This window comes from Fulvivirga aurantia (genome assembly GCF_009711475.1).
In the GTDB taxonomy this organism is placed as follows: domain Bacteria; phylum Bacteroidota; class Bacteroidia; order Cytophagales; family Cyclobacteriaceae; genus Fulvivirga; species Fulvivirga aurantia.
Genome location: NZ_SMMD01000865.1, coordinates 1 through 12,209, shown reverse-complemented (window position 1 = coordinate 12,209; position 12,209 = coordinate 1). Strand labels below are relative to the sequence as shown.

Here is a 12,209-nt window from a genome sequence, read left to right as displayed (position 1 = left end):
AACAGGGGTTCGATTCCCCTACGGGCTACTTCATAAAAACCCTATCAGAGTGATCTGAGAGGGTTTTTTTATAAAAGGCAAAGGGTAAACTGCTAGGTTTATCAAGTTTGTCACATCGTTTTTCTACACAACTAAAATCTTCTTAATTATGAAAACCTGGTACAACTGTAAAGTAAAGCACAATAAAGAAGCAGAGGATGGTATGTTAAAACAGGTTACTGAGTCATTTTTGATTGATGCAGTTTCTTATACCGATGCTGAAACAAGGATAAATGAAATAGGTGCTCAGGATTTTAGTGGAGAGTGGGGCGTAACTCAAATTACTAAAACAAATATAGTAGAAGTAGTGCCGAGCGAAGAGGCCGAAACCTGGTTTAAATGTAAGGTGAGCTATTCTACATTAGATGGAGACAGCGAAAAGGAAAAAAAGATAAATACTTATATGCTGGTTTGCGCTTTGCATGTAAAACAAGCTTTTGAAATGGTCGAGCACCATTTTAATGGTATGTTGGTGCCTTACGATGTGCCATCAATTACCCAGACAAATATTATTGAGGTTTATCCATATGAAGCAGATGAAATTCCTTCTAACCTTAAACCACTGTCTGAAGTAGAACAAGGCTAGGCCAAGCGGACATATTGTGTAGACTTCAAAAGCTGTTTTTTAGTAACCGAAGTCAAAACAAAATACTAAGTTTATTACTTAAACTTAGTATTTTGTGTATATGGGGGTTTGTAGAAAGGTGGGGCGATTTAAAATAGAATAACAATATAATATGATAGATATAACAAAACAGAGAACAAGAGAATCACGAGCTGCCATCGAAAGGCTTTACATTACAATGAGACACCTTTTTATCAGAGGGTCGTACAAGCCGATGGGCGTTTCTGGTCGCTCACTTATTGATGCACTCCTTACCCTCAAACCTGAGATTTATGGTACGATCGAAGACCCCGAAAAAGTAGAACTAGATGGTTTGCTTTATGTGATTGAGCGACTTCCAGATGGTATAGAAGAGTGTCGCTTTATCAAGCTTGTGGCTCGTGAAGGCTTTGAGGAGGCCGGGCACAAGATGATCATTCCGCCAAAAAGAAGAAGAAATTGCTTTAGAATAGATGAGAATCGTATCTATATCGAAATGACCCGTGGGCGTAGCGATATTTACGATATTCTTACTCACATCACTTTTCTCTGTGTAGAAGGTGAGAAAATCAAAAATCATAGCCTCGATCAAAAAGGAAGGATAAAGGACGATTGGAAGAAACTAGAGGAAGTGGTGAAGCTGGAAGACGCTGGCGAACCGTTTGATGAGAAAAAAGCTGTAGTCTATTTAAGTAATTTCTTAGGTAGAACGGTAAAAGAAACCAGAGAGGCGATTAAAAAATTTAGCAAGGGTAAGAATAAAAACAGTCTATACCATATAGTGTATTGGCTAGGCAAAACTGCCATTGCAGAACACAAGAACCAAGAAGATAAGGAGGTCACCTTTAGTGCTAAACTTAGAGAAATTGTCGGGCATCATATCTACGGTGAGCAGTGGGCCAATAAAATAAAGAAATGCATTTATGACAATAAATGGAATAGAAGACCAATCCACGTTATCAGTGCTAATATGCATAGCTTTTTAAATGCCGTATATGGTTTCGGAGCTCTCGGGATGAAGAAGTATCCTTCTGTAGAGAAAATGGCTATTGAGACAGGTAAAGACGAAAACAAGGCACTAGGAGAGAAGATAAAGAAATATGCCCTAAAGCACGGTCTTATTGAGATTGAAGATCAGTCGGGTACCAACCTGCCTGTACAGTTGATCGATTTGACTGCCATTGACATGGAAAAGTTGCCTGCTGAAATCAGGCCTTCTAAACCATTAGAAGATAAAGACAAACCATTGTTGGTAGTAATGGACTATGCCTTTGGAGAGCAAGCATTTGAGTGCCTTGATGAGCTACTTAAGCCTTACGAAACTGCCGGAGATCTGGATGACGTAGAATTGAATATGAAGTCAATAACCATCATGGGTAAGGCAGGTATATTAAAGGGTGACAAAGGCGATATTATGATACCAACAGCTCATGTTTTTGAAGGTACTGCCGATAACTACCCAATTGAAAATGATTTCAGTAAAAAAGATTTTGGAGATCAAAAAGGTGTATATGAAGGCCCTATGATTACTGTGTTAGGTACTTCATTACAGAATAAAGATGTATTGAATCACTTTTTAACCAGTACATGGAATGCAGTAGGCCTGGAAATGGAAGGTGCACATTATCAAAAGGCGATTCAGTCAGCGGCTAAAATCAGAAAAAGTATCACTGAAAATGTGGTTGTAAGATATGCATACTACGCTTCAGATAATCCGCTTAAAACGGGAAGTACACTAGCGTCAGGTAGTTTAGGTATGGAAGGAGTGAAGCCAACCTACTTAATCACAACCCTTACGTTGAAAAAGATATTGGGGTAAGAGAAAAGCCTTAAAATATAAAAGCCCTCAAAGGATGTCCTTTGAGGGCTTTTTGTTTTTTATCTGATGCTAAATTTATTTAGCGTTGATAGTAGGGTAATCTAATACATTTACCAATGGCACTGTCGCATCGAACTCAGCATTGATTTTTGCTATAACTTCATTGGCAATGATTGCAGCACCTCTTGGATTAGGGTGTACACCATCTGTTGACCAAATGCTATTGAATAATTCCTCTTGTGATAAACTTAAAGGAACTAAATCAAAGCCACCTACTTTAATACCTAATTCACCATCCGCAGCTGATTGAGCGGCTGCGCTTAAACCTAGCGCTGCTGCTTGAGCACCACTTAGACCAAAAACATCGGCAAATAAAGGACCGATGTCTAGTAAATGAATATTAGGTCTAGCAGCTGCCTCTGTAGCTATTATAGTATTAAATGTGGCATAAGCCATAATAACATTAGTTTGCTCATCGAAAGTCAGTGTAAATTCATCTGGTACAGGTACTCCAACACCAATAACTGAAGTTGGATCATCAGGATCCTGTAAACTTCCTATTGTACCCAAGGCTGTAAGGGTAAACAAATCCATAGACTCCGCCTGTCTAATACTTGGTAGGCCAAAGCTTGAAAGGTCAGATAAAGACTCGTCAGTGATAACTGGAGGATTGTCTCCTTCTACGAATGAGATTTGCCTTCTATCAGCCTCTTCTTGGGTAATTACCATGGCCGCAGCTAGATTATTCAATCCATTGTTGTAATCAGAATAGTTCGAAGTAACGAAAGCTGCTGTTTGTGCATCCAAAGGAATTAAGTCAACTCCCCCTGATATATTTGTTACGGTTTGAAAATATGGAATAAGAGTTATAGGTGGTATATTCAATAATATTCCATCGGCACCATTGGCAGTTAAGGCATCTAAGGTTGCAGATAAGGCTGCACCAAAAGTACCTGCATCGGTAATTGTTTGTGGATTCATAGGATCAAAATCTTCTCCTGCAGCACCCCCATTTATAGCATAGCCAAGCACATCATTATTTCCGGCCCATAAAGTGAATATTGAACCATCAGCACTTACTGCATCTTCCAGTATTGACGCGGTTGCAGAAGATTGAAAGGCACCATAAAAAGGATTTAAAGAACCATAACCTTTAGCAGAAAGATCGATTAATCTCGCCCCAGGTACACCAAAATTATTGAGTGCAGCACCTGTGTTTGATGAATTTGTCAATGCACTCCCTTCTGTTGTTTGAATGGCATCAGCAACTTCAACACCTTCTACTTCAGCTATCGCGGCAAGTGCAGTTTCAATGTCGATAAAGGATTTACCCTCAATCATCATATTTTCATCAACTCCACCAAATCCGTTGCCTGAAACAATGTCCGGAATGACGAAGCTACCACCACCTGCAAGCTCTAATTGCCCTGCAACAATGCTTGAAAAAGAGTACTGCTGACCTTCTGGATAAAGAGCGGCATCTGCAAAGCCTGCAGTTAAAGAGTTTCCAACCGAAATGTAAGAAGTGAAATCTGCAGAACCGGAAACAGCTACCTCTTCGGGTGTCGTGTTTTCCTCAATGCGTTGATCAATAAGATCTTCTTCAGAGTCGCAGCTAAATGAAAAGACTGCAAGCCCTAAGCTATATAATAATATTTTATTAAGATTTTTCATCTTTTATACGTCTTGTATTAATTAAAAAATTCGTCAAAGGTGATACTCACATAGTATAGTGCCCCGATACGAGGGTTACCAAATGAAGTAGTATATCTTTCATTTAGAATGTTTGATCCACCAAGTTTAAGCACAGACTTCAAGCTAGGTAGCTTATAGCTTACCTGAGCGTCTAATGTACCGAATGCAGGAATTACTCCCTCTCCAAAAGAAGATTCCCAAATAAAGGCATCCTGCCATCTATAGTTAATTGAGAAACCGAAGTTATCAGTCACCTTTCTGTTAGCGAACTTGATGTTGTACTTCCATTCTGGCGTATTAAACTGAGCTCTAAACCCTTGCTCTCTCAATTCCTCAGCATCCATCAACTCATTGTAAGAGATATTACCTCCTAACTGAAATCCTCTTGGTAAAGAATATTCAGCTCCAATAGCCCATCCCTGAGTATTTACGGTTTCTTCTGAGTTTACGTCAAAACCATATCTTGCTGTGTTAGCTGTTCCAGCAGCAATGCCATTAGGATCAGCTGGACCATTATATAATGGAGTTTGTCCGGAACTTGTATTGTTAGCAGCAGTTTGTACTAGATCAACTTCAACAATAAAATCAGTGTATTGGCTGTAGTAATAGTAAGCGTCAATTAAAAGTTTATTTTGGATTAAGCTTTTATAACCAAACTCGTAAGTACTTACCTTCTCAGTTTCGAAATCGAAATCATCCCAGGCAACTAATAAACTGGCATCGTTCTCCCTTTGGGCTTCACTGACACTTTCCAAGGTGTAAACGGTGTTGTCTCTGAAGTTGAACTGGTCAACTAATGCAGAGTTACTACCTACAAGTCTTCTTGTAACTACATCTAGGTTGATAAATTGATCCTGCGTAGTAGGAATTCTAAAACCTCTCTGAAAAGAAGCTCTTAAGTTATGGTTTCTGTTATCACCCATTGTGTAAACTGCAGAAACTCTAGGCGAGAACTGACCATCAAAGTTTTCATTTTTATCATAACGAATTGAACCAGTTAAATCAAGTCTTTCGTCTGCTACAGACTTCTGCAATTGTAAATAACCACCAAATTCGTTGATGTCAAATTCATCACCAGTATCGATATTTTCTAGAGCAAATAGAGTACCGCCAGATTTTAGATTATATCTTCGGAAGTTACCACCAACGATAATTTCCGCGAAGTCAATCTTATCAGCAAAATTGTACATAAACTCTCCATGGTATAAGCTAGTTTCATCTAAGAACTGCGCACCACCTTCAGAAATAGGTGTTTGACGTAGTCTATCAAATGCCTCATTATAAGTATCACTACCAACTTCTAATCTATTAGAATTAGCTCTGGCAAATGCATGAGCTTGATCTACCGATTGTCCGCTAGAACGTGCTCCGGCAAAGTTTGAAAAATACTCAGGGATATATGTTTCAGCATTAATTAATGAACCTAAAGTGTTGGCAGCATAACTATCACCAGCATCTTCCTGTGTAGTATAACCTCTAACAAAGAAATTAGTACCTCTTAATTCTAATTTACCTGTCCAAATAGAGAAATCATCAAGAACAAAACGGTCATTAGCCGTGTAAACCGTACTACCATAACCAATATTGTATTGACCAATTAACTCTAACTCGTCATTTAATCTGTAATGTAAAGCAGTACCTAGTTTTAAACTTTCTGTAGTATTATCTACAAACTCTCTCTCGGTAAATCCTAGTGGAGTGAAGTTTCCATTTTCTCCATCAGGGTAAAGGCTACGTGTAGCTGCAACCTGAGCTGCTAAAGCCTGGTCCTCAGCAGAGGCACCTGGAGCAGTTCCTCTCGCGATAACACCGTCTGCCACAGCACCTAAATTGACAAGGGGCTCACCATATACATTTACACCATCGTAAGTTCTTACGTTATCTCTGTATCCATCAACCGTTGGGTCGAATTCATTGCTATTTTCTACAAGACCGCTTTGGTTTCGGTAATCAACACCTCTCCAGTCATTGGCTCTTAAATATGAAGCTGTTACTTTGAAGGCCACCTTATTATTAAAGGCTTTAGCATAGCGTAATGCATAGTTGTGATAGACAGACATATCATCGTCTTCTTCATCAACATGGTTAAGACCCATTTTAGCAGTGACGCTTAAGCCCTGGTATTCAAACGGGCTCTTACTATTCATAAGAATAATACCCTGAATTGCATTCGGTCCATAAAGAGCTGATGCAGCACCAGGTAAGATTTCAACGCTTTCTAAGTCAAGCTCATTGATACCTACAATGTTACCCACTGGGAAGTTAAGGCCAGGAGCCTGGTTGTCGATACCGTCAATAAGTTGTACAGTTCTGGTGTTTCCATTAGCTCCAAAACCTCTAGGGTTTATAGATGAAAATGTCATACTCTGCGTACTTACATCGATACCTTTCAATGACTTGATCGCGTCATAAAAGTTAGGAGCAGCAGCCTCTCTGATTGCTCTGATATCCATCTTTTCGATAGAAACAGGAGACTCTAAAATACTTTCTTCTACTCTGGATGCAGATACTACTACCTCTTGACCGAGGAGTGTAGCTTCTTCCATAGTTACATTAAGTACACTTTCACTTTCTGTAACTTCGATTTCCTGGGTCTCAAATCCGATAAAGGAAAATTGTAGAATAAAAGGCGTAGGCACATCAACAGAGAGATTAAACTCACCATTTGGATCTGAAATTGTACCGGTAACTTTACCTTTTACTACGATGTTTACACCGGCCAGCGGATCACCTGTGCTCAGGTCGGTTACCGTACCTGATATTTTGGTGCTTTGGGCGTAAGAAAAACTGACACTTCCTATCAAAAGAAAAAGGAGGAAGGTCATTTTAGTAAAAATCTTCTTCATAGGTTCTGGTTTAATTTGGTCAAAACAAAAAAATGTTAATTGTTAATTAAGCAAAACATTTGCTTAAAATCATCTAAATCTACAATAAATTATTTTAATATAGTAGGCATGCATACGATTTAAATACCGTTTAAAGAGGGATTTGCCCATTGCCATTATGAGTTGGCCTCTTTCTTTACATGTTCTACCAGCTTGTCACAGAGATTATTCATTTCTGAAGCCATAAATTCATCTCCGGTACTGTTTAGTATACTTTGGGCCATGCCACCAAGACAATCAATGTAGAATCTCTTCATCTCATCAACCGGCATTTCTTTGGTCCATAGATCTATGCGCATGGTATTACGCATGTTAGGGTCCCATAATGAAATGTTGATGGCAGATGTTTCTTCAGGGCCATCTTCAGGTTTTTCTGTTGCATCCCACATGATCTTTTCCGGGATATTGTCCTTATCTAAGGATATGTCGAAATTAATCTTAGATTTTTTCATTTGTCTGTTTATTTAAAATCAAATAGCTGGCAAGTAACGCTTAATTTCGTCATTTGCCAGCTATCTATAAAATGTAATTTTTGATTATATTTTCATTTCTGGAATATCTCCTTCTATTATTAGTTTGCCTTCTGTAGCTTCCTTAATCTCATCGACAGTAACTCCAGGTGCCCTTTCAATTAGTCTGAATCCTCCATCTGGCTCTACGGTAAGTACGGCCAAATCTGTCACTATCTTTTTTACACACTTTAGACCTGTAATTGGTAAACTACAAGATTTGAGCAATTTAGAGCTGCCCGATCGACTGGTGTGTTGCATGGCAACGATGATGTTTTCGGCAGATGCTACTAAATCCATTGCACCTCCCATACCTTTTACCATTTTGCCAGGAATTTTCCAGTTGGCTATATCACCATTTTCTGATACCTCCATGGCACCTAGTATAGTAAGGTGCACATGCCCACCTCTTATCATACCGAAGCTTTCGGAACTATCAAATAATACCGAACCAGGGCGCATCGTAACAGTTTGTTTCCCAGCATTAATCAAATCTGCATCTACGTCTTCTTCATGGGGGAATGGGCCAATTCCCAAGAGGCCGTTTTCCGACTGAAGCACAACTTCTATATCATCCGGGATATAATTGGCTACTAGCGTAGGTATACCAATGCCAAGATTAATATAAGATCCGTCTTTTACTTCTTGTGCAATTCTTTTTGCTATTCCTATTTTATCTAATGCCATGTCAATTATTTCTTTTCGGTGATAGTTCTTTGCTCAATTCTTTTCTCATAATCCTTACCCTGAAATATTCTCTGTACATAAATACCAGGTGTATGAATTTCGTTAGGGTCAAGTTCTCCTAAAGGCACAAGTTCTTCAACCTCTGCAATAGTTATTTTGCCCGCAGCAGCCATCATTGGGTTAAAGTTTCTGGCGGTTCCTTTAAAAATGAGATTACCCGCAGTGTCGCCTTTCCACGCCTTTACTAAAGCGAAGTCTGCTTGCAGCCATTCTTCGAGCAAGTAGTTTTTGCCATCAAACTCTCTTACTTCTTTTCCTTCGGCCACTTCCGTACCATAACCTGCAGGAGTAAAGAAGGCAGGGATACCAGCACCACCCGCTCTGATGCGCTCGGCCAGGGTGCCCTGAGGTATGAGGTCCACTTCTAACTCACCAGCTAAAAGCTGGCGCTCAAACTCTGCATTTTCGCCCACATATGAGCTTATCATTTTTTTGACCTGTCTTGTCTTAAGCATAAGGCCAATTCCAAAATCATCTACACCGGCATTATTTGATATACAGGTAAGGCCTTTTACACCAGTTTTAAGTAAAGCCGAAATAGCATTTTCCGGTATACCACAAAGGCCAAAGCCACCTAGCATAAGCACAGCATTATCTTTTATATCTTTAACTGCAACATCTGCATTTTCTACAACTTTGTTTATCATAATTTGGGGTTATGGTTTTATAAGTTATTTCTTATTGAAAGTAAATGTGATCTAAATGCCGAAAGAGCATGGCCCTTTCTAAATACGACCAAAATTTACTTATTTAAAATGTCAATTGCCAAGGTTTTGTCTGCTTGGAGTTGCTTTTTGAGCGCTTCGATATCTTCAAACTTCGTCTCGGGTCTTATTCGATCAACAAACTGAATAGATAGTGTTTCTCCGTAAATTTCTTTGTCAAAATCTATGATATGCACTTCGATAGATCTATTGAGGCCACTTACGGTAGGCCTAAAGCCTATGTTGAGCATTCCCTTATACATGCGGCCTTCATATTCTACAAAAACGGCATAAGCACCATCTGCCGGAATTAACTTATGTCTAAATTCTATTTCAATATTGGCAGTAGGGAATCCAATCATTCGACCAAGTTTCTCACCTTTTACAACTCTTCCCTGGAGTAAATAGGGGTTGCCCAATAAGTGAGCAGCCGTGCTTACTTCTCCTTCAGTGAGGGCATTTCTTATTTTTGTTGAACTTACCGCCACATTGTCTACATCTTGTCGGGAAATCTCTTCAACATCAAAGCCGTATTTAGAAGAGTTTTTTTTAAGGTGTTCAAAACTACCTTCTCTATTTTTACCAAATCTGTGGTCATAGCCAATTACCAATTTTTTAGTGCCAATTCTATTTACAAGCAAGTTTCTGATAAACTGCTCACTGGTAGTTTTAGCAAAATCTTTAGTAAATGGTATTCTTAATAAATGGTCAATACCTTGTTTTTTAAGTAGATCGGCTTTTTCCTCAAAAGTGTTAAGTAGCTTTAAATCAGTTTGTTCTGGATAAAGCACTAATCGTGGGTGAGGCCAATAGGTGATTAAAACGGTTTCACCACCATATTTTTTCGCCACCTCTTTCAATCTGGAAAGAATCGTTTGATGGCCAACATGTACACCATCAAAAGTGCCACTGGTGACTACGGCATAGTCTAGTTTATTGAAGTCTTCTATGCTGTGGTAAATATTCATTCCTCCTTTTGCGTTATCTCTTCAATTGTCTGTGCATTATCTACCTTAAAATCACCGATTCTTGTTCTACGCAGTTTGCTTAGGTAAGCTCCTACGCCCAAAGCCTGACCAAAATCATGCGCGAGGCTTCTAATGTAAGTACCTTTTGAGCAGACAACTCTAAAGCTCACTGCATTATTGTCAATAGCAGTTATATCAAATTCAGATATTTCAACCTGCCTCGATTTCAGCTTAATATCTTCACCCTTTCTGGCGCTTTCATAAGCTCTTTTGCCTTTTACTTTTATCGCAGAAAACACCGGAGGTGTTTGTTCGATTACCCCTGTAAATTGAGTCGTTTTAGATTTTATGTCACTTTCAGTAATGTGAGATATATCAACAGGTTCTGTTGGCTCAGTTTCTAAATCGTAGGAGGGGGTTGTTTGTCCAAGTACAAATTGGCCAGTATATTCTTTTTCCTGTGCTTGAAATTTTTCGATTTGCTTGGTCATTTTGCCTGTGCATAAAATCAGCAAACCTGTAGCAAGGGGATCTAAGGTGCCGGCATGACCGATCTTCTTTACTTTAAGGTGATACCGTAGCTTTTTTACAACATCAAAAGATGTCCAGGTAAGTGGTTTGTCAACTAATAAGACTGATCCTTCCTGATTTTGTTGCTGCATATTTACTAATTATATGAAAGTGGCTACAATACCTACAAAAGCTATCACGAAACAATAGATGGCAAAATAAACGAGCTTTCCTTTTCTTACTAATCTTATCATCCAGGTGCAGGCAAGCAGCCCGGCCACAAACGCGGCAATAAAACCAGCGATTAAAGCGAGAGTTGATATATTGCTGCCTAAAGTAGTTCCACTATCCATCAGTTCTAATGTTTTAAGCAATGCAGCTCCCAAGATAGGGGGGAGTACCATTAGAAAAGAAAAACGTGCTGCTTTTGAACGGTCAACGCCCAAAAATAAGGCTGTGGTAATTGTACTACCCGATCTTGATATACCGGGCATAATGGCTATTGCCTGTGCCAAACCGATGATTATAGATTTGCCAAAAGTGACACTACCATCTTTGGGCTTGGTGTAATGCGAAATGAGTAATAACAAGCCGGTAACAAATAGCATGGAACTCACCAATAAGATTTGGCCGCTAAACAAGGCTTCAACCTTGTCTTCAAAAAATACACCGACTATAAACACCGGTATCATTGAGACGGCAATTTTGGCAATATATTCCGTGGATTCATTCCACTTAAAAGCAAACAAATCTTTGATGAGCGTTAAGATCTCTTTTCTAAAAACCACGATTGTACTCAATGCTGTAGCGGCATGTACAATGATAGAAAACAGCAAATTATTGGAAGTTTCCAGGCCAAGTACGATGGCACCTAGCTCAAGATGACCACTACTACTTACGGGTAAAAATTCGGTAAGACCTTGAATGATACCAAGGATGATAGCCTCAATCAATGTCATTACAGACTATTTTTTAGGATTATGAAGAATGGCAAACAATTCAATAATAAAGCCCAGCATAACTATGATAGGACCTAATGTAAGGCCAAGAAATCCAAAACCGTGCGGTTCAGAATCTACACTCATAGTTACAAAGCCTATTACTAAAACCGCCAGGCCTAGTAGCATGAGTTTATAATTTTTCTTCCCGAAAGGTAGTTTGTCGTTTTTCTCCATGTTAAAGTATTGTTGCTCTGTTAGTAAAGTTCGTCCAGAGACATTCTCAAGTATTTTTTAATTGCTTTATATGTACTACTAAAGCCAATTAAGCTGCCAATAACAAGTAATGAGGCAAAAAGGATAAGTATCTTATCTGTTTCTTGTAAAGTAGCAAGATCCTCAACCCGATCGTTGGCAAAATTCATTAATATAAAAAGCATTAACGAGGCTATTAAGCCCGCTAAAGCCCCATGAAGGCTTGCTCTTAATAGGAAAGGCTTTTGTATAAAACCCGGTTTGGCACCTACCAGCTGCATGCTTCTCACCAAAAAGCGTTGGGAAAACAACGCCAGTTTGATTGTGTTGTTAATCAACATAACTACAGTGAGTAACAAAATAGCCGCAAAACCTAAAAGGACGAGACTAATCTTAGTCATGTTTTTATTAATGCTGTCAACCAGGCTTTCGATGTAGACAACCTCAAAAACTCCATTCATGTCTTCAACATCCTGCTTTATATTTCTAAGCTTCTCATTTTCCTGAAACTCAGGGGCTATTTTAAGGATGTATGC

Annotated in this window: 12 protein-coding genes; 2 read left to right on the top strand and 10 right to left on the bottom strand. The window is 39.0% G+C overall.

Translation table 11 applies throughout. The annotated features are described in order from the left end of the window. Positions 1 to 148 precede the first annotated feature (148 nt). Together E1176_RS13585 and E1176_RS13575 are read left to right on the top strand one after the other, a co-directional pair. Positions 149 to 625, top strand: coding sequence for a DUF4494 domain-containing protein (locus E1176_RS13585; protein WP_155211178.1), 477 nt, complete (start codon positions 149 to 151; stop codon positions 623 to 625). Between the two features lie 151 nt (positions 626 to 776). Further along, complete coding sequence (locus E1176_RS13575; RefSeq protein ID WP_155211177.1) at positions 777 to 2,462, top strand: DUF6909 family protein; 1,686 nt, start codon at positions 777 to 779, stop codon at positions 2,460 to 2,462. 75 nt (positions 2,463 to 2,537) lie between these two features. On the opposite strand, the gene E1176_RS13570 is transcribed toward E1176_RS13575, so the two are convergent. The 10 genes from E1176_RS13570 to E1176_RS20725 form a co-directional block, all read right to left on the bottom strand. Further along, on the bottom strand, positions 2,538 to 4,136 hold the full coding sequence (locus E1176_RS13570; protein ID WP_155211176.1) for an SGNH/GDSL hydrolase family protein: 1,599 nt from the start codon (positions 4,134 to 4,136) through the stop codon (positions 2,538 to 2,540). Between the two features lie 17 nt (positions 4,137 to 4,153). Beyond that, complete coding sequence (locus tag E1176_RS13565) at positions 4,154 to 7,003, bottom strand: TonB-dependent receptor (RefSeq protein ID WP_155211175.1); 2,850 nt, start codon at positions 7,001 to 7,003, stop codon at positions 4,154 to 4,156. Positions 7,004 to 7,158: 155 nt separating this feature from the next. Beyond that, positions 7,159 to 7,494, bottom strand: a complete 336-nt coding sequence (gene gldC / locus E1176_RS13560) for a gliding motility protein GldC (RefSeq protein ID WP_155211174.1) — start codon at positions 7,492 to 7,494, stop codon at positions 7,159 to 7,161. Between the two features lie 84 nt (positions 7,495 to 7,578). Beyond that, a complete protein-coding gene (locus tag E1176_RS13555; RefSeq protein WP_155211173.1) occupies positions 7,579 to 8,238 on the bottom strand; it encodes a 3-oxoacid CoA-transferase subunit B in 660 nt (219 codons plus the stop codon). Positions 8,239 to 8,243: 5 nt separating this feature from the next. Then, positions 8,244 to 8,945 carry a CoA transferase subunit A gene (locus E1176_RS13550; protein WP_155211172.1) on the bottom strand — a complete coding sequence of 234 codons (702 nt, stop codon included), beginning with the start codon at positions 8,943 to 8,945 and terminating at the stop codon, positions 8,244 to 8,246. A 95-nt stretch (positions 8,946 to 9,040) separates the two neighbouring features. Next, positions 9,041 to 9,970, bottom strand: coding sequence for a bifunctional riboflavin kinase/FAD synthetase (locus E1176_RS13545; protein ID WP_155211171.1), 930 nt, complete (start codon positions 9,968 to 9,970; stop codon positions 9,041 to 9,043). Further along, positions 9,967 to 10,632, bottom strand: coding sequence for a tRNA pseudouridine(55) synthase TruB (gene truB, locus E1176_RS13540; RefSeq protein ID WP_155211170.1), 666 nt, complete (start codon positions 10,630 to 10,632; stop codon positions 9,967 to 9,969). The genes E1176_RS13545 and truB overlap by 4 nt, the downstream gene beginning before the upstream one ends. Before the next feature lie 9 nt (positions 10,633 to 10,641). Next, positions 10,642 to 11,439 (bottom strand): undecaprenyl-diphosphate phosphatase, encoded by a 798-nt coding sequence (locus E1176_RS13535; RefSeq protein WP_155211169.1) that lies wholly within the window; start codon positions 11,437 to 11,439, stop codon positions 10,642 to 10,644. 6 nt (positions 11,440 to 11,445) lie between these two features. Continuing rightward, on the bottom strand, positions 11,446 to 11,655 hold the full coding sequence (locus E1176_RS13530; protein ID WP_155211168.1) for a DUF3098 domain-containing protein: 210 nt from the start codon (positions 11,653 to 11,655) through the stop codon (positions 11,446 to 11,448). Between the two features lie 20 nt (positions 11,656 to 11,675). Continuing rightward, a partial coding sequence (locus tag E1176_RS20725; protein ID WP_343030541.1) for a cell division protein FtsX occupies positions 11,676 to 12,209 on the bottom strand: 534 nt, incomplete at its 5' end.